The organism is Streptomyces sp. NBC_00637, assembly GCF_045161545.1.
Taxonomy (GTDB): Bacteria; Actinomycetota; Actinomycetes; order Streptomycetales; family Streptomycetaceae; genus Streptomyces.
The window spans coordinates 2,002,127-2,026,827 of the sequence record NZ_CP109046.1 but is presented as its reverse complement, the minus strand read 5'-3'; the positions used below and the strand labels follow the sequence as shown (position 1 = coordinate 2,026,827).

Genomic DNA, 24,701 nt, shown 5'->3' with positions numbered 1-24,701 from the left:
GGTGGGGCAAGCAGTACGGAACGGCATTGGAGGGCCGCATCCCCGGCAGCGGGGGTGCGGCCCTCCGTCGTGCCGCTCGGAGAACGGCCCCCGTGGCCTACGCGAGCCAATGGCCGCTCGGATCAAGGAAGTTGGCGGACGAGGCGGCGGGCCGCCGGGATCCGGGGAAGGAAGCCGCGAGAATGCGCGGACCGGAGCGGGTGGGAAAACGCCGGTTCGCACGGCTTCGGCCCAGTCGGAACACAGGGTTCCCTCAGCCAACCGGGACACGATCAGGACATGGCTGGCATCTCCGGTACCCGAAGCGGACGGGTCCGTGTTCTGATCGTCGACGACGAGCCCGCGCTCACCGAAGTGCTCTCCGTGGCCGTCACCGAGGCGGGCTGGCGCCCCTACCCGGCCGCCGACGGGCACAGCGCCCTCAGGATCGCGCGCGGCTGCGCCCCGCACGCCGTCGTCCTGGACGGCATGCTGCCCGACCTCGACGGCATCCAGGTGCTGCGCCGGCTGCGCTACGAGAACCCCGAGTTGCCCATCCTCATGCTCACCGCCCGCGACGCGACGGAGTTCCGCATCGACGGGTTGGCGAACGGCGCCGACGACTACGTGACGAAACCGTTCTCCCTGGAGGAGGTCGTGCTGCGCCTGCGCGGACTGCTGCGCCGGTCCGGTGCCGAACGGACCCGCACCGACGACTCCGTACGCGTCCTCGGCGACCTGGTGGTGGCCGGCGAGTCCCGCGAGGTGCACCGCGACGGCTCGCGGATCACGGTGACCGCCAAGGAGTTCGAACTGCTCAGCCTGCTGATGGAGCACCCGCGGCAGGTGCTGAGCAAGTCGCAGATCCTCGACCACGTGTGGACCGGTTCCTTCGACGGCGGCGGAAACCTCGTCGAGGTGTACATCTCCAGCCTGCGCCGCAAGATAGACCGCGGCCGCCCACCCATGATCCACACCGTGCGCGGGCTGGGGTACGCCATCAGGCCCGTGGAGGACGGAAGATGAGGACGCGTGCGAGTGGCGGCCACCCGAAGGACGCCGGTTCGCGGGAGCTTCCTGCGCGCGATGCCCGTCCGGACAGCGACGGCCGGTGGGATCTCCGTCAGCCCGACGCCCGCGCCCGGGACGCCCATGAGCCGGACGCCCGAGGGCGGGACATCCGTGAGCCGGACTCCCGAGTGCGGGACGCCCATGAGCCGGACACCCGAATGCCGGATGCCCGTGAGGCGGACGCCCGTCCGCGGGGCGGTTCGCTGCGCACCCGCCTCCTGATCTTCATCAGCGTCGTTCTGGTCGCCGTCTGCGCCGTGATGGCGCTCACCACCGTTTTCGCCCAGCGCGCCTACCTGCTGGGCAACCTGGACGACCGCGTCGCCGACGCCGCGGAGCGCAGCCTGGGCGGTGCCTCGCTCAACCCGGATCTCACGCGGGACCTCACCTTCCTCGACGAGAGCGGCCATCCGGCCGGGATGCTCGCCGCCCGCCTCGACGCCGACGGCGTCGTCCTCGCGGCGGCGACGGTGGGCCAGGACGCTCCGCCGCGGAACCTGACGGAAACCCAGATCGCCTCCTTGAAAGGCATCGGAACCGACGGCGGCCTGCACACCAGGACGGTCCCCGGCCTGGGGACCTATCGCCTCACCGGACTCGACGCCGACGGCGTACGGGTGCTCACCGGTCTCCCGATGGACGACGTCCAGGACATGATCAGAGGTCTGGTGGTCGTCGAGGCGGTCGTGGCCGTGGTGGGTCTGGCAGCCGCCGGCTGCGTCTGCGCGGTGGTCATCCGCCGCCAGTTGCGCCCCCTCGGCAGGGTCGCCGCCACCGCCGTGGAGGTCTCGCACGCCCCGCTGTGCCAAGGCGAGGTAACCGGTCTCACCAGGGTTCCCGAACGGGACACCGACCCCGGCAGCGAGGCGGGTCAGGTGGGCGCCGCCCTGAACCGCATGATCGACCATGTGGAGTCCTCGCTCGCCGAACGCCAGCGCAGCGAGGAGCGGATGCGCCGCAGCGAGGAACGCATGCGCCGCTTCCTGGCCGACGCCAGCCACGAACTGCGCACCCCCCTCGCCTCCATCGCCGGTTACGCGGAGCTGATGAACCGGGGCACGGACCGCATCGAACCGGGACTGGCCTGGCGCCGGGTGACGGCCGAGTCTGCGCGGATGACGGGCCTGGTGGAGGACCTGTTGCTGCTCGCCCGTCTGGACGAGGGCCGGCCACTGCAGTCCGCCGAGGTGGACCTCGCGGCGCTCGTCGCCGAGGCGGTGTGGGACGCACGCGCCGCGGGCAGCGGTCACGACTGGCAACTGGAGCTGTGCCTCGACGAGGCGCCCCTGGTCCTGGGGGACGAGGCACGCCTCCACCAAGTGGTCGCCAACCTGTTGGCCAACGCGCGTGTGCACACGCCCGTCGGCACGAGCGTCGTGGCGGTGGTGGAGGCACGGCGGGGCGTGGGCGCGGTACGCGTCCGGGACGACGGCCCCGGCATCCCGGACGACCTCCTTCCGACGGTCTTCGAGCGCTTCACCCGCGCCGACGCCTCCCGGGCCCGCGCCGCCCCAGGCAGCGGCGCCGGTCTCGGCCTCGCCATCGTCGCGGCGATCACGGCGGCCCATGGCGGTCACATCGCCGTGCACAGCGAACCGGGCTGCACGGAGTTCACGGTGGAACTGCCGCTGGCGGGGGATACCGGCGCGGACACGCTGACCTGGAGTCCGCAGGTGTCGGTGCGCTGAGCGAAGCGCCGCCGAGACGCGGGGCGGCGAACCCGCCAGGGGCCACCGTGGGACGTCAACCAGGCCCGGTCACCACACTCGGCCGGCCAGCCGTCCACCTCAACCACTTCGGTGCCAGGCCCGGTCACCACATTCGGCCGGCCCGCCCGGCGGCGGGGGGTGTCCGTCTCCGCCGCCTCGACCCGGCCCGGGCAGGGAGGGAAACAGATCCGCGGTCCCGCCCTGACATCGGCTGTCGGCCGGGGTGCGACGACGCGTGAACGTGGCGGAGTGGCAGCCAGGGCCGTCCGCGCCCGTTTACAAGTGGGCCGTACGGCGCTACCTTCCGCCACAGGTGAGGTGGGAGCGCTCCCATATGTGCTCGCGTCCGATGGACCGGAACCTGTCGGGCGAGACTCCGGGAGGCTCCCGCCTCACGCCCCCACACCCGCATCCGCAGTGCACCCCCTGCACGCACTTTCCGTACACGGAAGGCGGACTCCCTTGTCATGCAATCTGTCATGATCACGTCAGACTCGAAGTCGAGGTTACGCACCCGCGCCCTCCTCCTCGTCCTCCTCGCCCTGCTGGCCACCGTCCCCGCCCTCGGCTTGATCGTCACGACCGGCGGCAAGGCCGAGGCTCACGGCACCCCCATGAAACCCGCCAGTCGCACTTTCCTGTGCTGGCAGGACGCGCTGACCGACACCGGTGAGATCAAGCCGGTCAATCCCGCCTGCAGGAACGCGCAGCAGGTAAGCGGTACCACACCGTTCTACAACTGGTTCTCGGTACTGCGCTCCGACGGGGCGGGCCGCACGCGCGGCTTCGTTCCGGACGGCCGGCTGTGCAGCGGCGGCAACACCAACTTCACCGGTTTCGACGCGGCTCGCAGCGACTGGCCGCTCACCCACCTCACCTCGGGCGCGACCGTCGACTTCTCCTACAACGCCTGGGCGGCGCACCCGGGCTGGTTCTACGTCTACGTGACCAAGGACGGCTTCGACCCGACCCAGACCCTCACCTGGGACGCGATGGAGAGCCAGCCCTTCCTCTCCGTCGACCACCCGCCGCTCAACGGCAGTCCGGGCACGGTCGAGGCCAACTACTCCTGGACCGGCCGACTCCCGACGAACAAGTCCGGCCGGCACATCATCTACATGGTCTGGCAGCGCTCGGACAGCGCCGAGACCTTCTACTCCTGCTCCGATGTCGTCTTCGACGGCGGCAACGGTGAGGTAACCGGTATCCACGAACCGGGCAATCCCACCGAGCCCGTTCCCGGTACCTGCACCGCCACCCGGCGTACGACCAACAGCTGGACCGGCGGCTACCAGTCCGAGGTGACCGTCACCAACTCCGGCGACGTGCCGATGCTCGGCTGGATGGTCGACTGGACGCTGCCCGGCGGCCAGTCGGTGGCCAGCCTGTGGAGCGGCAACGCGACGTACGACGGGCAGGCGGTGATGGTGCACAACGCCGACTGGAACGGCTCGTTGAGTCCGGGTCAGAGTGCGACGTTCGGTTACGTCGTCTCCGGTTCGGGCGGTGACAGTGCCACCAGCCTTCCCTGCAGGGTCGGCTGAACGAGAGCAGCTCAGGGCGGGCCCGGTGGGCGGCGAGCCGCGCGCCCACCGGGCCCGCGAGCCGGTCCTGCCCCAAGGGGGGAGCGGGGCGGTCCGGGGTGTCCCGCCCGGACGGTGTCACGGGGGGGAGGTCGCGGTGCGACAACGTTGTCCGAACGTCGCGTGGACGACCCTACCGGGTCAACGCGTGTAGGAGTCAACCGCGTTGGGCGGAAGTGGCCGGGAAGCGTCTGCCCGCGCCCGAGTGCCTGCAAATGCGTTCTCGCGCCGGCGAAACGCGTGGGCACCGGTCCGGCACCCGCGCCGCATCGCGCCGCGCCGCATCGCGAACGCACGGGCGCGCCCGCCGGTCCCGGGGGCCACGCGCGGCATCGGCTGTCGTGAGCGGACGGCGGCGTGACGTGCAGGACGTCAGCCGCCCAATATGGCTGCCAGCCAGCGGAGTTGGCGTGCCACCTGTTCTGCCTCACCGCCTTCGTGCCCGTTGAACGGATACGCGGACATCTCCCTCCGGGGATCGGCGCCGTCGCTCAGCTCCCCGTACCGGTTGAACGCGGCGTACGCCCCGCTCGGCGGACAGACCGTGTCGCGCAGGCCTGTGCCGAAGTGGGCGGGGGCCTGGGCGCGGCGGGCGAAGGAAACGCCTTCCACGTAGGAAAGCGTGCGGTATGCGGTTTCCTCGACTCCGCGGTGGACGGAGAGGTAGGAGGCGATCTCGCCGTACGGACCCATGTCGGTGAGGTCCAGTGCGCGCCGGATGCCGCACAGGAGTGGGGCCGTGACCAGGACGGCGGCCAGGTCGGGGACCAGGCCCGCGACGGCGAGGGCGAGTCCGCCGCCCTGGCTGTTGCCGACGGCGACCGCGCGGGCGGAGTCGACACCCGGCAGCGCCCGAGCCGCCGTCACCGCGCGCACCGCGTCCGTGATCAGTCGGCGGTAGTGGTAGTCGCGCGGGGAGAGAAGGCCGCGCACCGCCGGACCGGGTCCGCCGGGCGCGGTGGCGTGCGGGTCCGGGGTGGCACCCCCGTTGCCGTACTGGTCGCCCTGACCGCGGTTGTCCATCAGCAGGTGGGCGTACCCGGCGTTCACCCACGTCAGACGTTCGTGGGGGAGACCCCGGCCGCGTCCGTAGCCGACGAATTCGACAACCACCGGAAGCGGTTCCCGCGCACCCGCCGGCAGGCTGAACCAGGCGCGCACCGGATCCCCCGTGAAGCCCCGGAAGGTCACGTCCCAGGTGTTCGTGAGGCGGAGACCGGTTTCGACGGGGTGTACCGACACCAGCGGGGCGCGCTGCCCGGCCTGCTTAAGAGTGTCCCTCCAGAACGTGTCGAAGTCGTCGGGCTCGTCGGGCTCGGGGCGGTGGCGTCGCAGTTCCGCCGGCGGCAGGTCGAACGCGGGCACGAGGGCACCTCGCAGGAGTCGGGAGCGGTCGATCGTTGCGTGGCTCAGCCAGAAATTTGCGGTGGACGGTAGCACTCGACTTCCCGGTTCTACCCCGCCCGTTGCGGAATCCAACGCCTTGCGTCGTCCCACCAGCCCACCGTGCAGCACCCATTGACAGCGCTTTCCGTGTGCCCGTACGTTGCCGCAGAGTTACCGGTAAGGGCACGAAAGTTTCGAGATCACGCGTCGGCGAATCGAGCGTTTCGAAGTACGCCCCGGGAGGCCCGAGCATGAGCACCTCCACCACATCGGCCCCACCTCCAGGAACCCAGGACCCGTCGCCCAAGACCCGGCACGGGCCCGCGCGTCCGGTCTCCGCGCGCCGCGGCTGGCGGCGGTCACTGCGCCGGGACTGGCAGCTGTACTCGCTGGCCGTGCTGCCGCTGATGTTCTTCCTGGTCTTCCGTTACCTGCCGATGATCGGAAACGTGATCGCGTTCCGCCGCTTCGAGCCGGGCGGTTCGATCCTGGGGGAGCAGTGGGTGGGACTGCGCTATGTGCGGATGTTCCTCACCGACCCCACCTTCTGGCAGGTCTTCCGCAACACCCTGTGGCTCGGCGGACTGACGCTGGTGTTCTGTTTCCCCATCCCGATCGTCCTGGCGCTGCTGCTCAACGAGGTGCGCCGACGCTCGCTGAAACGGTTCGTGCAATCGGTTTCGTACCTTCCGCACTTCCTGTCGATCGTGATCGTCGCGGGCGTCACCCTGCAGATGCTGGCGACGGACGGCCCGGTCAACCATGTGCTGGACTGGTTCGGCCGTGATCCGGTCCGGTTCATCCAGGAACCCGGCTGGTTCCGCACGATCTACGTCGGCTCGGAGATCTGGCAGACCGCGGGGTGGGGCACGATCCTCTACCTCGCCGCGCTCACCACGATCGACGAAAACCTCTATGAGGCCGCCCGGATCGACGGCGCGAGCCGCTGGCGGCAGATCTGGCATGTCACCCTGCCCGGTATCCGCCCGACCATGGTCACGTTGCTGATCCTGAACATCGGCACGTTCATGGCGGTCGGCTTCGAGAAGGTCCTGCTGCTCTACAACCCGCTGACCTACCCGACGGCCGACGTGGTCTCGACCTACCTCTACCGGGCCGGCGTCGAGTCCAACAGTTTCAGCTACGCCGCCGCGATCGGTCTGTTCGAGGCGATCATCGGCCTGGTGCTGGTCACCGGCGCGAACCAGTTGTCGCGTCGCACGGTGGGGACGAGCCTGTGGTGAGCCTTCTGACGTCCCGTACTTCGCGTCCGCGCGCCTCCGCGCACCAGCCCACGCGGGGGCACCGCGTCTTCCACGGCGTGAACGGCGTGATTCTCACCCTCGTCGTCCTGGTGACCCTCTACCCCTTCGTCAACATCATCGCCCGGTCGTTCAGCGGGGAACGCCAGATCCGTGCCGGTGAGGTGACTCTGTGGCCGGAGGGGTTCAACCTCACCACCTACAGAATCGTTTTCCACGACTCGATGTTCTGGCGCAACTACGCAAACACCGTGCTCTACACGGTCGTCTCCACCGTCATCGCCATGGTTCTCACGACCTGCTACGCCTATGTCCTGTCGAAGAGGAACCTCAAGGGGCGGGGCGTCCTCGTCGGAGTCGCCGTGTTCACCATGTTCTTCACCGGCGGCCTCATCCCGAACTACGTCCTCGTCACCAGCCTCGGCCTGAAGAACTCCGTCTGGGCGATCGCGCTGCCCAACGCGATCAGTGTCTTCAACCTGCTGGTCATGAAGGCCTTCTTCGAGAGCCTGCCGACCGAACTGGAGGAGGCCGCGGAGATCGACGGCCTGAGCACCTACGGCATTCTGCTCAGGGTCGTGCTGCCGCTCTCCAAGGCCGTCATCGCGACGATGGTGCTCTTCTACTCGGTGTCCTTCTGGAACTCCTGGTTCTCCGCGTACCTCTACATGGACCGGAGCGACCTCATGCCGGTCACCGTCTACCTGCGCAACATGCTCTCCGGTGCCACGACGGGCGGCAACGCGGGAGCAGCCACGGAGGAGTTGAGCCAGGTGGGGGCGAACATCCAGGCGGTCACGATCGTGCTGACCTCGCTGCCCATTCTCTGTGTGTACCCGTTCGTCCAGCGCTATTTCGTGTCGGGCGTGATGCTCGGCGCGGTCAAGGGCTGAGAGCCGTACCTCCTACGGAACAAGGGAGCATCCGTGAAGAACGCCGGTCAACTGTCCCGACGCCAGATCCTCGCCGCGGCAGGCTTCATCGGCCTCACCACTCTCACCGGGTGTGGCAGCGGCGACGACGAAGGGGACTCGAAGGACCTGTCCAAGAAACAGAACGGCGCGATGAAGGAATACCGTGCCGGCCAGCAGTTCAAAGCGTCGAAACCGCTTTCCTTCTCGGTCCTGCACAACAACAACCCGGGTTACCCGTTGAAGAACAGCTGGCTCTTCTGGAAGGAACTCACCCAGCGCACCGGCATCACGCTGAAACCCGTCGACGTTCCGCTGAGCGACTACGAGAAGAAGCGCAGCGTCCTCATCGGCGCGGGTGACGCCCCGTTCCTGATCCCCAAGACGTACCACCCCTCCGAAGTCGCCTTCGTCTCGTCGGGAGCGATCCTCCCGGTGAGCGAGTACGTGCACCTCATGCCCAACTTCCAGGACAAGGTCAGAAAATGGAAGCTGGAGCCGGAGCTCGACTCCATCCGGCAGTCCGACGGCAAGTACTACCTCCTCCCCGGCCTGCACGAGAAGGCCAAGTCCGGCTACTCGCTGTCCTTGCGCACGGACGTCCTGGAAAGACTCGGCCTGAGCCTGCCCACCACCTGGGACGAGGTGTACGAGGTCTTCAAGGCGCTCAAGGCCGAATACCCCGACCGCTACCCCTTCAGCGACCGCTGGAGCACCAACACACCTTTCCCGGCGGCCGCGTTGCTCAGCTACCTCGGCCAGGCGTACGGCGTGAAGGCGGGCTGGACCTACGACAACATCAGTTTCGACCAGACGGCCGGGAAGTTCGTCTTCACCGGCGCCAGGGACGGCTACCGCCAGATGGTCGAGTACCTGAGAAAGCTGGTGGCCGAGAAGCTGATGGACCCGGAGAGCTTCACCCAGACGGACGAGGACGCGGTGCAGAAGCTGCTGGGTGAGAAATGCTTCGCGATCAGCGCCAACCCGCAGGAGCTGGTCCAGAAATACCGCTACAACCTGGAGAAACAGGTGAGCGGAGCGAAGATCGAGATGGTGCCGGTGCCCCTCGGCCCGGCCGGCCCGGTGGTGCTGGGCGGCGCTCGGCTGGAAAACGGTGTCATGGTCTCCGCCAAGGCCCTCAAGAGCGACACCTTCGTCGCGATGATGCAGTTCGTCGACTGGCTCTGGTACGCGGACGAGGGGCAGCGGTTCGCCAAGTGGGGGGTCCAGGACGTCACTTACACCCGGACCGGTGACCAGTACACGCTGGAGCCCGGCATCAGCCTCATGGGTTCGAACCCGGACGCCCCGAAGGACCTGCAGAAGGACTACGGATTCTTCAACGGTGTGTTCACCTACGGCGGCAGCTGGGCACTGGTCTCCTCTTCCTTCAGCCCCGACGAGAAGAAGTTCCAGGACGCGATGGCCCAGCGCGAGGAACTGCCGATCGACCCGGCTCACCCGTTGCAGTCCGTGGAGCAGGAGCAGGCATCGCTGTGGGACACCCCCCTGAGGGACCACGTCACCCAGAACACGCTCAAGTTCGCCATGGGCAAGCGCCCGCTGTCCGAATGGGACGACTACGTCTCCGAGTTGAAGGCCAAGAACATGGATCAGCTCGTCGGCCTGCACAACAAGGCGCGTGAACGCTTCCAGAAGGAGAACGGGTGACGACTGTTCCCGCCGAGCCGACAGGCCGGCTCTCCGACGCCTGGCGACACTGTGTGGGCACCGGCCGGGTCGAACTCGCCCTGCGCCGCGACTACCAGGACTCCCTCGCCCTGATACAGCGCGACATCGGATTCCGGCACATTCGCGGCCACGGCCTGTTCAGTGACGGCATGGGCGTCCACCGCCCGTACGACCATGAGGGCGTCCGTCACGTCCACCACTCGTTCACCTACGTCGACCAGATCGTCGACGCCTATCTCGCGGCCGGCATCCGCCCCTTTCTCGAACTCGGCTTCATGCCCGCAGAGCTGGCCTCCGGAAGCCGCACCGTCTTCTGGTGGCGGGGCAATGTCACACCGCCCCGCTCCCACCGCGAGTGGGCCGCGCTGGTGCGCTCCACCATCGCCCACCTTGTCGACCGCTATGGCCTCGACGAGGTCCGGACCTGGCCGATCGAGGTGTGGAACGAGCCGAACCTGCCCGACTTCTGGCAGGACGCGGACGAGACGGCGTACCACCGCTTGTACGAGGTCACCGCACACGCGGTGAAGGAGGTGGACGCCGGCCTCCAGGTCGGGGGCCCGGCGATCTCCCCGGGCGCCGACGACTGGCTGGAGCGCTTCGCCGAGTTCGCGGAACACCGGGAGGTGCCGGTCGACTTCGTGTCGAAACACGCCTACAGCTCGGGACCCGCGCAGCACGTACCGTTCGGGGTCCACCAGACCCTGGCCCCGGCATCCGACCTCCTCGACCAGTTCGCCACACCCCGCGTACTCCTCAAGGGCACCCGGCTGGCAGACCTGCCGGTCCACATCACCGAGTTCAACTCCTCCTACCGTCCCGACAACCCGATCCACGACACCGCTTTCCACGCCGCTTACCTGGCGCCCGTCCTCGCGCACGGCGGCGACCACACCGACTCGTTCTCGTACTGGACGTTCAGCGACATGTTCGAGGAGACCGGTGTGCCCACGGCTCTCTTCCACGGCGGGTTCGGACTGCTCACCCACCGGCAGATCAGGAAACCGACGTACCACCTGTACGCGTTCATGGCGCGGATGGGCCCCGACCTGCTCGCCCTCGGCGACGACCACCTGGTCACCCGCCACCCGGACGGCCGGATCACGGTCCTGGCCTGGGCGCCCGTCGATCCGACCGGCGAGATCCCCGGCCCCGACCGGCACGTGCTGCGGCTCTCCCTTCCGGTCGGGGCGGGCGAGGTGTTCGTCCGCCGGTCCACCGTCGACGACGAGCACGGAAACGCCTGGACCGCCTGGCGGCACATGGGCAGTCCGCGTTCGCCGAAGCCCGGACAGCTGGACGTCCTGCACGAGGCGTCCGAACCCGCACGCGCCCACCGGCGGCTGCCCGCGAGGGAGGGCCGCGTCGACCTGGACCTCACGCTGACCCGCCATGAGATCACCCTCGTAGAACTCACCCCGGTCGCTGACGAGACACCTGCCTGGTGGGACGAACGACGCCTGCTCGGCGGGACGGCGACATGAGGGCGGTAAGCGTTTCGACACCGATTTCCCCCGCCCCCGGGCGCCCCGCGCAGGCACAACGGCCTGATGAGCGGCGGCGCGAGCGATGTCGAAACCGGTTTCCGGCCCGGCCGGCCACCACTCCGCGGCAGAGCCACCCGGGCGGCCGGCTGAACCGTTGCGGAACCGGTTTCCCCCCCCGCAGCCCGCCGACGGCAAGGAGAGCCTCATGAGCACCGCGACCAGCGTGGGCGGCTTCGGCATCGGGCCCCTGTCCCGCGCCGCCGCCCTCCTGCACACCCTCCTCGCCGTCGAGGCCCTCCTCCTCGCGACGGCCGCCCCCGGACTCGTCGGCCTGTTTTTCCTGGGCCCCGACCCGGCGAACCTGCCCCTCGCCGCCGGCTGTCTGCTACCGCTCGGCCCGGCCCTCTCCGCCGCGCTGTACGCCCTGCACCACCGCAGCCGCGACCTCACCGACCTCCACCCGGCCCGCGACTACCTGAGAGGCTGGCGGCTCAACACCCGTCCCGCGCTGAAGCTCTGGGCACCCCTGCTGGCCTGGCTCACCGTGATCGCGTTCACGCTCATCCACTTCGCCGAGACCGGACTGCCCGGCTGGTGGGCGGTGCTCCTCGGGGTGATCGGGGTGGTCTCCCTCCTCTGGGGCGCCCACGCGCTCGTCCTCACCTCGCTGTTCGCGTTTCGCGCCCGTGACACCGTCCGTCTCGCCGCGTACTTCCTGCTCCGGCGCCGGCGCGCCACTCTCGCCGCGGCCTCCCTGCTCGCCCTGGCCGGCGGTCTGACCACTCTGCTCACGGAAGCCCTGCCCGCTCTGCTGGCCGCACCCCTGCTGCTCTCCCTGCTCAGGTCGAGCGAGCCGGTGATCGTCGAGACTCAGGAGGACTTCACCGTATGACCGAGCCCGACACCGGAAGCGGCGGCCGTCTCCCGCACACCGCCAGGATCCCGTACGGCGGCGACTACTGCCCCGAGCAGTGGCCGCGGGACGTCTGGGACGAGGACCACCGCCTGTTCACCCAGGCCGGTGTCGACACCCTCACCGTGGGCGTCTTCATCTGGTCGCTCACGCAACCTGATGAAAGCGTTTACGACTTCTCGGTCCTCGACGGCATCCTCGACCGCGCCGCCGCCGAGGGGCGGCAGGTCTGCCTCGCCACCGGGACCGCCGCCCTCCCACCCTGGCTCGCGAAGAAGTACCCCGAGGTCAACCGCACCGACTTCGAGGGCCGCCGACATCGACACGGTCAACGGCACAACTTCTGTCCCAGCTCACCCGAGTACCGGCGGTCGGCCATGGCTATGGCCGGACGTCTCGCCGAACGGTACGCCGAGCACCCGGCATTACTGGCCTGGCACATCAACAACGAGTACGGCGGAGCGTGTTACTGCGACCTGTGCGCCGACGCCTTCCGCCGCTGGCTGCGGGAACGGCACGGCACACTCGACGCGCTCAACGGCGCCTGGTGGACGACGTTCTGGTCGCACCGCTACACCGACTGGGACCAGATCGAGCCGCCGAGCGCCCTCACCGAACACTGGCGAGGTCCCGACCACACCGCCTTCCAGGGCGTCACCCTCGACTACCGGCGCTTCATGACCGACGCCTTGCTCGGCTGCTTCGTCGGCGAGAAGAAGGCGATCCGCGCCCACGACGCCGACACGCCCGTCACCACCAACCTGATGGGCACCTACCGTCCGCTCGACTATCACCGCTGGGCGCCCCACCTCGACTTCGCCTCCTGGGACAACTACCCGCCCCTCGACGCCCCGCCCACCCGACCTGCCTTCGCCCACGACCTGATGCGCGGCCTCAAGGGCGGCGCCCCCTTCTGGCTGATGGAGCAGACGCCGTCCACCACCGCCTGCCGTGACGTGAACCCCCTGCGCCGCCCGGGCGAACTCCGCCTCGCGACCTGGCAGGCCATCGCGCACGGGGCGGACGCCGCCCTCTACTTCCAGATGCGCGCCTCACGCGGCGCCTGCGAGAAGTACCACGGTGCGGTGATCGGGCACGCCGGCCGCGCCGACACCCGCGTGTTCCGCGAGGTCGCCGCCCTCGGGCGGGAACTGAGCGAGCTCGGAGCGGCCACCCTGGGCGCCCGGACCCCGGCCCGCACCGCGCTCCTCTTCGACTGGGACAGCTGGTGGGCGCTCGAGATCTCCGACGGCCCCTCGCGACTGGTCCGCTACCAGGACGTCGTACACGCTTACTACCGGGCCGCCCGCGAAGCCGGGGCCGACGTCGACGTCGTCGGGGTGACCGCCGATCTCACGCCGTACGACGTGGTCCTCGCCCCGGTGCTCCACCTGGTCCGGGGAGACCTGGCGAAACGGCTGGAGGCGGTGGCCCGACGAGGCGGCACCGTCCTCGCCACCTTCCTCACCGCCCGCTGCGACGAACACGACCGCGCCTTCCTCGCCGACGTCCCCGGTCCCCTGGCCCCCCTCATGGGCATCCGTGTCGACGAATGGGACGCCCGACACGATCATGTCGAACAGCCGGTCCTCATAGGTGAGTTCGCGACGTCGGCCCGTCTCGTCTTCGAGATCGTGCAGCTCCGCGGCGCCGAACCGATCGCCATCTACGGCGCCGACTTCTACGCCGGCACCCCGGCCGTGACCCGTCACCCCTTCGGCGCGGGACAGGCCTGGTACGTGGCGACCGCCCTCGACCAGCCCGGCGTCGACCACGTCGTCCGCCGGGTCCTCGCCCGCCATGACCTGATCGGCCCCTACGCCGGCCATCCCGCCGTCGAGAGCGCCACCCGCGTCACGGCCGACGGAACCCGTTTCCTCTTTCTCCTCAACCACGTTCCCGAGTCCGTCCGGATGCCGGCCCACGCGGCCGCGACCGACCTCCTCACCGGCAAGCGGGTCGAACAGGGCGACGTGCTCGCCCTCGACCCGCTGGGCGTGGCCGTTCTCCGGCTTCAGTAGATCGTGCGTCCCCGGCCGTCCGGGATCCCGGACTTCCGCAGGAAGTAGCTGTTCACCTGGTCCCGCCATTCGCGTGCGCCGCGCACCTGTTCCTCGTACCGTTCCGCCACGCGCGCGTGCCACGCCGGTTCCATCAGGTCCGCGAGGCCCGCCCACACCCGGCGGGCCTCCTCGGCTTCCTCCACGCCCTCGAAGTGCGTGTCGTAGATATGGCTGCACAACCGTTTTCCCGCTCCTCAGCACATGCCCGTACGGCACGTGATGGAAGAACAGCAGCAGCTCGTCGGGGCACGACGCGGCCGACTCGTACAGCTCGGCCCAGGGCTTGGCGTACTGCGCCGCGTAGCCCGTGCCGGTGGCCGCGCTCCGGTCGACGCCGATACCGTCCCGGTCGGCGAAGTGGTACGTCCCCCAGGAGGTGTACTCGTAGCCGTCGACACTCGGTCCGTAGTGGTGGCCCGGTTGGACCATGAAGCCGACGCCGAGCGGCGCGGTGTACTTCTCGTAGGTGCGCCACGAGCCGTGCAGCACCGCTCGCAACCCGGCCGCCAGCTGCTCGGAAGCCGTCGGAAACGTGAGCGCGATCCACTCGTCCAGGATCCGGCGCGGGTCGGCATCCGGGTGCCAGGCGAGCCGGCCGAAGGTGTAGAGGTTCGCCTGCGCCAGCGGATGCCCGGTCCAGAACGGGTCGTCACCGACGTTGGCGACCGCCACCAGCCCGCCCTGCGCCAACTCCAAGACAGCGGGCTGCTGTTCACCCTCCGGCTGAAAGCGCAACGCCTCGCTCCACATCGGTCCCAGCCAGCACACGTGCCGTTGCTGCCCGGTGTACTCCTGCGTGGCCTGCACCTCCACCGCGACCCGTGTGCGAGGCAGCGCTCCCAGCACCGGCGAGACCGGCTCACGCACCTGGAAGTCCATCGGCCCGTGCTTCACCTGGAGCACGACGTTCTCGGCGAACTTCCCGTCCAGAGGCGCGAAATGGTCGTACGCGGCCCGCGCCCGGTCCGTCGTACGGTCCCGCCAGTCCTGGCGGTGGTCGTACACGAACGCCCGCCAATGGACGGTGCCGCCGTGCGGAGCGAGAGCCGCGGCCAGCATGTTCGCGCCGTCCGTGTGTGAGCGGCCGTACGTGAACGGGCCCGGCCGGCCCTCCGAATCGGCCTTCACCACGAACCCGCCGAAGTCCGGGATCACCGCGTACACCTCCCGCGCCGCCCGCCCCCACCAGCCGCGCACCGCCTCCTCCAGCGGGTCGGCGGTGGACAGCCCGCCGAGCACGACCGGCGCGGCGAAGGTCACGGACAGATGCGTGCGGATCCCGTACGGACGCAATGTGCGCGCGATGTCCGCGACTTCGCCGATCCGGTCGGTGAGAAGGTGCGCCTCGGTCTCGTGCACGTTGACGTTGTTGACCGAGACGGCGTTGATCCCGCAGGCCGCGAGAAGCCTGGCGTAGGCCCGAACGCGTTCCGGCTCCGCGCGGGCCCGCCCGTCCCGCCAGAAGAGGGAGCCGCCCGCGTACCCGCGTTCCACCTGGCCCATGACCGGATGGACGGCCACGTTGTCCCAGTGGTCCAGCATCCGCAGCGCCGTCGCCGGGCGATGCACCTCACGCACCCGCGTGCCACGGAAGGCGTCCTCACCGAGCCGCACGACATGGAACAGGCCGTACAACAGGCCGGGTTGACCGCTCGCCGTGATGACGGTGGTCCCGTCGGCGCGCTCGATGACAAACCCTTCCGCGTCCGGTTCGCCGAGCTCGCCCGTGCCGCCCGGGCCACGCGGTCCGCCGGAGGCCGTCGGGCCGGCGAGTTCGCCTCGGCCCCTGGCACCTCCGGGACCCGGGCCGGCGGCGAGACCCGGAGCTGCGTCACCAGGGCAGTCGCCGTCGGTCAATCGCAGCACGAGGTCGTACGAGGACGAGGTGGACGATGCGCCCCGTACGACCACTTCGCCGCCGAACCGCGCGCAGGCGTGGGCCACTTCACCGTGCACCGTGTCGACCAGTGGGCCCGAGCCTTCGACCAGCGTGCGTCGGCGCCCCATCGGGCGGAACGCCTCCGGTGGCAGCCAGGCGGGGTCGATCCCCTCGATCAGGGCGGGCACGGTGAGCGGCATGGTCCCTCCCGGGTGATGCGGGCTGCCTAGGCGATGGCCGATCCGGTGCCGCGGGCGGCGCCGATGAGGTCGGTGAGCGCCGCGTCGTCGTAGACGGAAATGTCCACGTAAGCGCCTTCGGGCAGGTCGAAGTCCAGGACCTGGTAGTCCAGCACCGCCGTGGTGCCGGGCGGGCTGAAGGTGCCCAGGTCGTGGGCCACGCCGCCGGACGTGTAACCGACCTTGACGTAGTAGGTGTCACCGTCGTTGGCGGTGTCGTACACCCACAGCTTCTCGTCGTTGGGGTGGAACTCGACCTTGCCGACGAACGCGCCCGAGCTGGTCAGCTCCATCTTCACCGCCAGGCCGCCGGCGTCGTTCGCGAAGTAGGTGTTGTCGAACGGGTCGGTGAGGTTGCCACCGCTGCACGGGCAGTTGCCGGTGTCGTAGTAGTAGGAGTTGAACGCCGGGTTCGGGCTGTACGCCTGCGCCGGAGCCGCCGTCGCGAACAGGGCCCCCGCACCCAGCGCAGCACCCGCGAGAAGTCCCGTGAACCGTTTGATGATGCTCATGTACCGCATTCCCCCTCCGCGACGGGCCGCCCGGTGTACCCGGGCGGCCTGAGCATTCTGGAACACGGGGGACGCCCGGTACAGCGGGCCTTCGCCGTCGGTTACCGGATCAGGACAACAACTCGACTTCGGCCAGGCTGACTTGGCCGTCGTCGAGGACCAGCCGGTAGTGCGTGTACGTGCCCGGGTGCTGGAGCGTGAAGGCGCGTGTCTGCCGGTCCCACGGGAAGCTCTGGTCGGCGCGTCGATCCAGGTCGGTCCACGTCAGCCCGTCCGCGGAACCCTGGAGCACCCAACTCTTCGGCGCTTGGGCGTGGTCGGCGGACGTGAGGGTGTACTGCACCGCCTTCGTACCGCCCGTGACCGGCAGGGCAACCGTTCCCGACACCGTTTCCCGTGTGGCGGACGTGTCGTCGAACAGTGCGCCCGCTCCCTTGAGCACGTCCGTGCGCGGCGTCGGCACCTTGTCGTCCTGAGTGATCGAGACCGGGCCCGCCTTCTTCCCGGACCCCCACGACGAGGGCCGCGGTCCCATGCTGAACTCCAGGACCCCGCCCTTGGCGAGCAGCGTGTGAGGCAGCGAAGTCGACGTCCACGCGCGGCCGTTGACCTTCAGCCCTTGTACGTACACGTTCTTCGCGCTGTTCTTCGGTGCCTTGACCACCAGATCCTTGCCGTTCTCCAGGTGCACGGTCGCCTTGGTGAACAACGGTGAGCCGACGGCGTACTCGCCGCTTCCCATCACCAGCGGATAGAAGCCGAGCGCGGAGAACAGGTACCAGGCCGACTGCTCGCCGTTGTCCTCGTCGCCGTGGTAGCCCTGCCCGATCGAGCTGCCGGCGTAGAGCCGTGCGAGCACCTCGCGGGCCTTCGCCTGCGCCTGCCAGGGCTGGCCGGCCGCGTCGTACATGTAGATCGAGTGGTGGGCGACCTGGTTGGAGTGCCCGTACATGCCCATCCGCACGTCCCGCGCCTCCGTCATCTCATGGATGACGCCGCCGTACGAACCCACAAACTCCGGGGAAGCGGTTTCCGGGGTGGCGAAGTAGGTGTCGAGCTTCTTCGCGAGACCGTCGCGGCCGCCGTACAGGTTGGCCAGGCCGCGGCTGTCCTGCGGGGCGGTGAAGGCGTAGCCCCAGCCGTTGGTCTCGGTGTAGTCGTACCCCCACACCCGCGGGTCGTAGCTGTCCGAAGCGACCCGCCAGTCGCCCTTGTCGTCCTTGCCCTGGAAGAAGCCGGCCTTCGGGTCGAAGAGGTGCACATAGCCCTGGGCGCGGTTGCGGAAGTAGTCGGATTCCTCCTGGTAGCGCTTCTCGCCGGTCTGCCGGTACAGGGCCTGGCCCATGCGGGCGATGCCGTAGTCGTTGAGGTAACCCTCCAGTGCCCACGACAGGCCCTCGTGGGTGGCCGTGTCCGTGTAGCCGAGGAAGGGCGAGGTGGACATGCCCTTGCGGCCCACCCCCGACGCCGGGGGCACCACCGTCGCGTTCTTCAGGGCGGCCTCGTACGCGGCCTTGGCGTCGAAGCCGACCCCCTTGACGAACGCGTCCGCGAAGGCGACGTCGGACGAGGTACCGGTCATCAGGTCGGCGTACCCGGGCGAGGACCAGCGTGAGGTCCAGCCGCCGTCCTTGTACTGCTGGACGAACCCGTCCGTGAGTACACCGGCCTGGGTGGGCGTCAGCAGGGCGTAGGCCGGCCAGGTCGTCCGGTAGGTGTCCCAGAACCCGTTGTTCACGTACACCTTGCCGTCCACGATCTTCGCGCCGGTGTGCGTCGGGGTGTCCGGACCCGGCATCGGCGAGAAGGGCGACGCGTACCGGTACGTCGAACCGACCTTCTCGAAACCGGAGTTGGGGTACAGGTAGAGCCGGTACAGGCTGGAGTACAGGGTCGTGAGCTGGTCCTGGCTCGCCCCCTCGACCTCCACGGTGCCGAGCAGCCTGTCCCACTGCCGCTGGGCCCGCTGCCTGACCGTGTCGAAGTCGGTGTCCTGCGGGATCTCCTGGCGGAGGTTGTCGCGAGCCTGGTCGACACCGATCAGCGAGGTCGCCAGGCGCAGGGTGACGGTGCGGTCCGCGCCCGCGTCGAAACGCAGGTAACCCTTTACGCCGCTCGACGAGCCATCCGTCACGGGGGCGTCGAACTCGCCGTACACGAACAGCCGGGTGGCACCCGTCGACAGTCCCGACTTCACGTCCGAGTAACCCGTGACGACACCGGTTTCCTTGTCCAGGGTCAACCCCGCCTGGTCGGTGACGTTGTCGAAGACGACGCTCGCGTCCGAGCCCGGATAGGTGAAGCGCAGGGCGGCCGCGTGATCGGTCGGTGCCATCTCCGCCGTGAGACCGTTCTCGAAACGGACTCCGTAGTAGTACGGGCGGGCGGTCTCGTTCTCGTGCCGGAAGGCCAGGGCCCGTGCCGTCCGTCCGGTGTCCGGGACGCCGGCCGCGGCCGATGGCATCATCTGGAACGTCTGGCGGTCACCCATCCAGGGACTCGGCTCGTGGCTCGCGCTGAACGCCTGGATCGTGGGCAGATTGTCCGCGTTGTTCGCCCGCGCGTAGTCGTACAGCCAGCCGAGTGAGGAGGCGTTGGTCACCGGCGTCCAGAAGTTGAAGCCGTGCGGCACGGCCGTCGCGGGAAACGTGTTCCCACGCGAGAAACTCCCGCTGGAGTTGGTGCCGCGGGTGGTCACCGCGTAGTCCGACAGATGCGACTTCGGCGTCTCGGGGGCGACGGTGCGGAGCGCGATGTCGTCCACCCAGCCCCTGAACCGGGCCGGCCCGCCGGGGGAGTCGTAGGCCAGAAGGATCCGGTCGACCGTCTTCCCGGCCGCCACCGTCCCGATCCCCGACACCACGTCGTTCCACTGGTTGACGTACAGCACCTTCGAGGCGCCCTGGCCGCGAGGCGACAGCGGGAAGCCGTACTGATCACTCGCCCCGAGCCCGCTCAGGTACGTGCCGTCCGTGAAAGCGAGGTCGACGGAAACGTTGGTGGCCGCGTAGTCACGGTCGCCTTCAGCCATCCCCGGGAAGATCCGGTACGCCAGCTGCGTGCGGGAACCGACCCGGACGTTCACGTCGAAAATCTTGTTGTACGAGTACGCGTGGCCGGAAGCCGTGTGCCGACCCGCGTACCGCAGCGCACGTCGCCCGCTGAACCCGGCACCCGCCTTCGCCGTCGGTGAGCCGCTCGGCCCCCGGTCGACGACGCTGAGCATGTCCGGCGGCACGGGCTCGTCGCCGCCGCCCGTGCCGAACCGCACGTCGGCCAGCTGGAGGATCCCGGCGCCGTGATTGCGGGTGATCTCCAAGCGGAAGTGCCGATACGACGCCGGGGCCGCCAGGTTGTAGGTACGCGTCTGGAACCGCTCGGCGAAGGATTCCCCGGAGCGGGTGTCGAGGGGTGTCCAGGTGGCGCCGTCCGCCGAGCCCAAGAGGGTCCAGTCGGCGGGGTCGCGCTCGGCGACGTCGTTGGCCGAGGTGAGGGCGTACGTGCTCACCGGCGCGGGCTCGTCGAGGTCGAACTCGACCCACCCGGTGGACGCGAACGCCAGCCACTTGGTGCTTGCCTCGCCGTCGACGAGGTTCTCCTTCACCTCGCCGCCGGCCGTGTTCTCCGCGCTCGCCCGGACGTCCGTGACTCTGTCGGTCACCTCTCCCGGGAGCCCGCCGCCGTAGCCGCCGTCCACCCCCGAGGCCCGTTTGCCGCCGCCGGGCGTCGTGTCGACGGTGCTCTGCCAGTCGGGGGCGCGTTCACCTGCCTCGAAGGACGAGGCGAACCCCCGGCCGGGTACCGGCACGGGGGAGGGCAGCGCGACCGCCGTCCCCTGCGCGCCGACCGTCATGACCAGAGCGGCCGTGATCACGACCGCCCGCAACCGCCCGATCCGTTGCATGCGTGAGCACCCTCCCCGCACCGGACAACGCCCCGGACAACGTTGTCCTCGAGTTGCGCAGGAATCAGTAGGTGGCCAAGTGGACAGTGATGTCAAGGATGTTGATTGCGCCAGGCGAGGCTCATGTCATACGAATCTCCGGCAAGCCACCCACCGGCCGGTCATATTTCCTGGAGGTCTCAACTCGGAAAAGACCCATGGCCAACCTTGCGTTCGATCTTGCTCCGTTGGCAGGAAGTGGACTATACCTGTCGGCGATTCACCGTCCGATTCCGGCGATGCCGTCCGAACGCGCGATCCGTACGACCCTGCTTGACCTGACCGCGGTGCCGGGAAGGATCCGGTGCACCGCCTGAGTCCTGGAGAAGGCGAGGACTTGAGCATGGGATCCCACTCCGAGAACATCGGCTCCGAGAAGAACGGCTCCGCAGGTGTCGGCCGTCGAGATCTGATCAAGAGATCCGCGGCGCTCGGCCTGATCTCCGTCCCCACGATGAGCTTTCTGTCCGCCTGCGCCAGCAGTGGCGGGGGCGACGAGGACAAGGCCAAGGCCGGAAAGAAGACCGCGAAGAATCCGCTCGCGGTCAACGAGACCGCTCAAATGGAATTCGTCCTGTTCGACGGCGGTTTCGGCAAGGAGTACGCCGAGGACGCGGTGAAGATCTACGAGCAGAACTTCCCGAGCGCGAAGGTCAAGTTCTCCGCCACCCAGAAGATCCAGTCGACCCTCCAGCCCCGTTTCAACCAGGGCACCCCGCCCGACCTCATCGACAACTCCGGCGCCGAGCAGATGGACATGGGTGTCCTGGTCGGCAAGAAACAGCTTGCCGACCTCACTCCGCTGCTGGACGCCGCGTCGTACGACGACCCGAACAAGAAGGTGCGCGACACCCTGCGCCCCGGCATCGTCGAGATGGGCCAGTTCGACGGCGACCCGGTCTGGATCATGTACTACGCGTACACCGTCTACGGCGTCTGGTACTCGCAGAAGGCCCTGGACTCGCTCGACGCCACCTATCCCGAGACCTGGGACGAGATGCTTGCGGTGTGCGCGAAGGCCAAGAAGAAGGGCATCGCGGGCTGGACATACGCGGGCAAGTACCCGTATTACCTCCCCTTCTCGCTCTACCCGATGATCGGCAAGGTCGGCGGCCGGGAGGTCCTGGACGCCATCGACAACCTGGAGCCGAACGCCTGGAAACACCCGGCGGTAAAGGCTTGCTTCGACGCCTACTACGAGCTCTACAAGAAGGGTTACGTCCTCCAGGGCACCCCGGGCCTCGACCACATCCAGTCGCAGACCGCCTGGGCCAAGGGCAAGGCACTGTTCATCCCCAACGGCTCCTGGGTGGAGAACGAGTCGGCGAACGTCATCCCCGCCGACTTCGACCTGGCCGTCTCCGCGCCCACCGGCATCGACTCCTCCGACAAGATGCCCTTCGGCACCATCTGGGCGTCCGGCGGCGAGCCGTTCGTCGTGCCGGCCAAGGCGAAGAACACGGCGGGCGGCATGGAGCAACTGCGCATCATGCTCAGCGAGGCGTCCTCCAAGAACTTCACCTCCAAGGTCAAGTCGCTGACCGCGTACAACGGCGGCACCGACGGCATCACCCTCACCCCGGGCCTCAAGTCGGGCGTGGCCGCGCTGGACAAGGCCGGCGAGAACGTGGTGAATCCGCGACTTCAGGACTGGTATGTCCAGCTGCAGAAGGAGAAGATCGGGGTGTCCGGTCTCGGCGAGATGATGGCCGGCCGACTCACCCCGGCCGAGGCGATCAAGAAAATCCAGGGCTACGCCGACGAGGCCGCGAAGGACACGACGATCAAGCATTACAAGCACCAGTGACGGTGAGCATCACGGCGAAGTATCCATAAAGGCACCGGAGTGGCGATGCAGCACGGCAAGTACCGGTTCATCGTGGGGTTCCTGGCGCTCCCCCTGGGACTGTACGCGCTCTTCGTGGTGTGGCCGTTCATCCAGTCCATCTACTACTCGTTCACGGACTGGACCGGCCTGAGCCCCGAATTCGAGATGGTCGGCCTGGACAATTACCGGAGGATGCTGGACGACGAGATCTTCTGGAAGTCCTTGCAGCACAGCTTGATGTCCGCGGTCCTGCTGCCGCTGGTGACGATCGGTCTGGCGCTGTTCTTCGCCTTCATGATCAATGTCGGCGGGCGGCGGAGGAAGGGCGGCCCGGTGATTTCCGGGGTCCGGGGATCCTCCTTCTACAAGATCGTGTACTTCTTCCCGCAGGTGCTGTCGATCGCCATCGTGTCGCTGCTGTTCGCCTTCGCCTACAACCCGGACAGCGGCGCCATCAACTCCTTCTTCCGGGGGATCGGGCTGGACGGTCTCCAGCCCCTCTGGCTCGGCGACCCGGATCTCGCGCTGTGGTGCGTGATGGCGGTGCTCGTCTGGTCCACGGTCGGTTTCTTCGTGGTCCTGTTCTCCGCCGGCATGGCCTCCATCCCGGCGGACCTGTACGAGGCCGCGCTGCTGGACGGCGCGGGCCGGGCCGCGACGTTCTTCCGCATCACCGTGCCCCTGCTGTGGGACACGGTGCAGTCGGGCTGGGTCTACATGGGGATCCTCGCGCTCGGCGCCGAGTCCTTCGCGGTCGTGCAGATCATGACGACCGGGCCGGGCGGCCCCGACTACTCGACCACCGTCATGGTCCTGTACGTGTACCAGAAGGCCTTCCGTGACGGTCAGGCCGCCTACGCCACCACCATCGGCGTCGCCCTGCTCATCGTGACGCTGGCCTTCGCCGCGGTCGTGATGCGACTGGGACGGCGCGAGCGGCTGGAGTACTGACGATGAAGACGACCGAAAGCCCCGCGCCCCTGCCCGCCGAGTCCGGCTCGGCCGTCCCCGTCACGAAGGTCGACCTGGCGACCAGGAAACCGCCCAAGGGGAAGAAAACAGAAGGAAACGTTCTCAACGCCTTCTCCCACGGCATCCTGGTCATCTGGGCGATCATGGTCGTACTGCCGCTGCTGTGGGCGGTGATGACCTCCTTCAAGGACGACGGTTCCATCTTCGGCTCGCCCTGGTCGCTGCCGGACAAGCTGCACTTCGACAACTGGTCGCGGGCGTGGACCGAGGCCAACATGAGCGACTACTTCCTCAACACCGTCCTGGTGGTGGGCGGTTCGCTCATCGGCACGCTGGTCCTGGGCTCGATGGCCGCCTACGTCCTCGCGCGTTTCGACTTCCCCGGCAACCGCTTCATCTACTACCTCTTCATCGGCGGCATGAGCTTCCCGATCATGCTGGCGCTGGTCCCGCTGTTCTACGTCGTGAACAACATGGGGCTGCTGAACTCCCTGCACGGCCTGATCCTCGTCTACATCGCCTACTCGCTGCCGTTCACGGTGTTCTTCCTGACGGCCTTCTTCCGCACGCTGCCGACCTCGGTGGCGGAGGCGGCCTTCGTGGACGGCGCCTCGCACAGCCGTACGTTCTTCCAGATCATGGTGCCCATGGCCAAGCCGGGCCTGATCAGCGTCGGCATCTTCAACTTCCTGGGCCAGTGGAACCAGTACATGCTGCCCACGGTCCTGAACACCGACCCCGACAAGCGCGTGCTCACCCAGGGACTGGTCCAACTGGCCGTCAGCCAGGGCTACAAGGGTGACTGGTCGGGACTCTTCGCGGGGCTCGTGATGGCGATGCTGCCGGTGCTCGCCGCGTACATCGTCTTCCAGCGGCAGGTGGTGCAGGGGCTAACCGCGGGGGCGCTGAAGTAGCAGCGCGCCGGGAGTACCGCCGGCGCCCGCGTCGAAACGCCCTCGGGCCGGCGCGGGCGCCCGCTTCGAAGGTCCGGCCACGCCGACTTGACCGCCAGCGGCGGCCGGCACCGCCACGGCCACCGGCAGCGCCACCGCCACCGGCAGGGCCACTCACGCCACCGCCATGGCCCACCGTCGCCCGTCCGGCCGTATCGCGAGGACTGCGACCGCCGACTGTGGCCATGGCCGCGGCGTGGGGCCCGACCGGAAGAGTCGGGCGAAACCGCCTTCGCCTTCATTTCCTGGCCCGCTCGCACCGGCCCCTTGTGAGCCGCACCGCGTCCACGGCGTGCACGCACCCCACCCCGCGCCTCTT

General features: G+C 68.7%; 15 protein-coding genes and 1 pseudogene. 12 read left to right on the top strand and 4 right to left on the bottom strand.

What is annotated here, in order from left to right:
* Nucleotides 1-279: 279 nt before the first annotated feature.
* From OG440_RS08605 to OG440_RS08595, 3 genes are all read left to right on the top strand, one after another.
* The gene (locus tag OG440_RS08605) at nucleotides 280-1,005 is read left to right on the top strand and encodes a response regulator transcription factor (protein ID WP_406006249.1); all 726 of its coding nucleotides are present in this window, start codon (nucleotides 280-282) and stop codon (nucleotides 1,003-1,005) included.
* Between the two features lie 203 nt (nucleotides 1,006-1,208).
* A complete protein-coding gene (locus OG440_RS08600) occupies nucleotides 1,209-2,738 on the top strand; it encodes an ATP-binding protein (protein WP_406011294.1) in 1,530 nt (509 codons plus the stop codon).
* A 500-nt stretch (nucleotides 2,739-3,238) separates the two neighbouring features.
* The gene (locus OG440_RS08595) at nucleotides 3,239-4,303 is read left to right on the top strand and encodes a lytic polysaccharide monooxygenase (protein WP_406006248.1); all 1,065 of its coding nucleotides are present in this window, start codon (nucleotides 3,239-3,241) and stop codon (nucleotides 4,301-4,303) included.
* Nucleotides 4,304-4,714: 411 nt separating this feature from the next.
* On the opposite strand, the gene OG440_RS08590 is transcribed toward OG440_RS08595, so the two are convergent.
* Complete coding sequence (locus OG440_RS08590) at nucleotides 4,715-5,707, bottom strand: acetylxylan esterase (RefSeq protein ID WP_406006247.1); 993 nt, start codon at nucleotides 5,705-5,707, stop codon at nucleotides 4,715-4,717.
* Between the two features lie 272 nt (nucleotides 5,708-5,979).
* Between OG440_RS08590 and OG440_RS08585 the strand changes: the two genes are divergently transcribed.
* The 6 genes from OG440_RS08585 (at nucleotide 5,980) to OG440_RS08560 (ending at nucleotide 14,014) form a co-directional block, all read left to right on the top strand.
* Complete coding sequence (locus tag OG440_RS08585) at nucleotides 5,980-6,972, top strand: ABC transporter permease (protein ID WP_406006246.1); 993 nt, start codon at nucleotides 5,980-5,982, stop codon at nucleotides 6,970-6,972.
* Complete coding sequence (locus OG440_RS08580; protein WP_406006245.1) at nucleotides 6,969-7,883, top strand: carbohydrate ABC transporter permease; 915 nt, start codon at nucleotides 6,969-6,971, stop codon at nucleotides 7,881-7,883. Before OG440_RS08585 ends, OG440_RS08580 begins: the two co-directional genes overlap by 4 nt.
* A 33-nt stretch (nucleotides 7,884-7,916) precedes the next feature.
* Complete coding sequence (locus tag OG440_RS08575; protein WP_406006244.1) at nucleotides 7,917-9,572, top strand: extracellular solute-binding protein; 1,656 nt, start codon at nucleotides 7,917-7,919, stop codon at nucleotides 9,570-9,572.
* Entirely contained in the window at nucleotides 9,569-11,077 is a 1,509-nt protein-coding gene (locus OG440_RS08570; RefSeq protein WP_406006243.1) for a GH39 family glycosyl hydrolase, read from the top strand. The genes OG440_RS08575 and OG440_RS08570 overlap by 4 nt, the downstream gene beginning before the upstream one ends.
* 208 nt (nucleotides 11,078-11,285) lie before the next feature.
* Entirely contained in the window at nucleotides 11,286-11,972 is a 687-nt protein-coding gene (locus OG440_RS08565) for a hypothetical protein (protein WP_406006242.1), read from the top strand.
* Complete coding sequence (locus OG440_RS08560) at nucleotides 11,969-14,014, top strand: beta-galactosidase (protein WP_406006241.1); 2,046 nt, start codon at nucleotides 11,969-11,971, stop codon at nucleotides 14,012-14,014. The genes OG440_RS08565 and OG440_RS08560 overlap by 4 nt, the downstream gene beginning before the upstream one ends.
* Here OG440_RS08560 and OG440_RS08555 read toward each other — a convergent pair.
* From OG440_RS08555 to OG440_RS08545, 3 genes and pseudogenes are all read right to left on the bottom strand, one after another.
* Nucleotides 14,008-16,135: pseudogene (locus OG440_RS08555) on the bottom strand (alpha-glucuronidase). The gene OG440_RS08560 and the pseudogene OG440_RS08555 sit on opposite strands and share 7 nt — an antisense overlap.
* Nucleotides 16,136-16,161: 26 nt before the next feature.
* Nucleotides 16,162-16,686 (bottom strand): hypothetical protein, encoded by a 525-nt coding sequence (locus tag OG440_RS08550; RefSeq protein WP_406006240.1) that lies wholly within the window; start codon nucleotides 16,684-16,686, stop codon nucleotides 16,162-16,164.
* A gap of 109 nt (nucleotides 16,687-16,795) precedes the next feature.
* Nucleotides 16,796-20,590: a GH92 family glycosyl hydrolase gene (locus OG440_RS08545; RefSeq protein WP_406006239.1), complete on the bottom strand. Its 3,795-nt coding sequence runs from the start codon at nucleotides 20,588-20,590 to the stop codon at nucleotides 16,796-16,798.
* A 382-nt stretch (nucleotides 20,591-20,972) separates the two neighbouring features.
* On the opposite strand from OG440_RS08545, the gene ngcE reads away from it, so the two are divergent.
* Genes ngcE through OG440_RS08530 form a run of 3 tightly spaced genes read left to right on the top strand, consistent with a single transcriptional unit; the run spans nucleotide 20,973 to nucleotide 24,343 of the window.
* Complete coding sequence (gene ngcE, locus OG440_RS08540; RefSeq protein ID WP_406006238.1) at nucleotides 20,973-22,436, top strand: N-acetylglucosamine/diacetylchitobiose ABC transporter substrate-binding protein; 1,464 nt, start codon at nucleotides 20,973-20,975, stop codon at nucleotides 22,434-22,436.
* A 45-nt stretch (nucleotides 22,437-22,481) separates the two neighbouring features.
* Nucleotides 22,482-23,408: a carbohydrate ABC transporter permease gene (locus OG440_RS08535; protein ID WP_406006237.1), complete on the top strand. Its 927-nt coding sequence runs from the start codon at nucleotides 22,482-22,484 to the stop codon at nucleotides 23,406-23,408.
* Between the two features lie 2 nt (nucleotides 23,409-23,410).
* Nucleotides 23,411-24,343, top strand: a complete 933-nt coding sequence (locus OG440_RS08530) for a carbohydrate ABC transporter permease (protein WP_406006236.1) — start codon at nucleotides 23,411-23,413, stop codon at nucleotides 24,341-24,343.
* The last annotated feature ends 358 nt before the right edge of the window (nucleotides 24,344-24,701 follow it).

Excerpts from the sequence above, each read along its gene's own strand:
- OG440_RS08605 (WP_406006249.1), top strand. The coding sequence starts at position 280 with ATGGCTGGCATCTCCGGTACCCGAAGCGGACGGGTCCGTGTTCTGATC.
- OG440_RS08600 (WP_406011294.1), top strand. The coding sequence starts at position 1,209 with ATGCCGGATGCCCGTGAGGCGGACGCCCGTCCGCGGGGCGGTTCGCTG.
- OG440_RS08595 (WP_406006248.1), top strand. The coding sequence starts at position 3,239 with ATGATCACGTCAGACTCGAAGTCGAGGTTACGCACCCGCGCCCTCCTC.
- OG440_RS08585 (WP_406006246.1), top strand. The coding sequence starts at position 5,980 with ATGAGCACCTCCACCACATCGGCCCCACCTCCAGGAACCCAGGACCCG.
- OG440_RS08565 (WP_406006242.1), top strand. The coding sequence starts at position 11,286 with ATGAGCACCGCGACCAGCGTGGGCGGCTTCGGCATCGGGCCCCTGTCC.
- OG440_RS08560 (WP_406006241.1), top strand. The coding sequence starts at position 11,969 with ATGACCGAGCCCGACACCGGAAGCGGCGGCCGTCTCCCGCACACCGCC.
- OG440_RS08550 (WP_406006240.1), bottom strand. The coding sequence starts at position 16,686 with ATGAGCATCATCAAACGGTTCACGGGACTTCTCGCGGGTGCTGCGCTG.
- OG440_RS08545 (WP_406006239.1), bottom strand. The coding sequence starts at position 20,590 with ATGCAACGGATCGGGCGGTTGCGGGCGGTCGTGATCACGGCCGCTCTG.
- ngcE (WP_406006238.1), top strand. The coding sequence starts at position 20,973 with ATGGGATCCCACTCCGAGAACATCGGCTCCGAGAAGAACGGCTCCGCA.
- OG440_RS08535 (WP_406006237.1), top strand. The coding sequence starts at position 22,482 with ATGCAGCACGGCAAGTACCGGTTCATCGTGGGGTTCCTGGCGCTCCCC.
- OG440_RS08530 (WP_406006236.1), top strand. The coding sequence starts at position 23,411 with ATGAAGACGACCGAAAGCCCCGCGCCCCTGCCCGCCGAGTCCGGCTCG.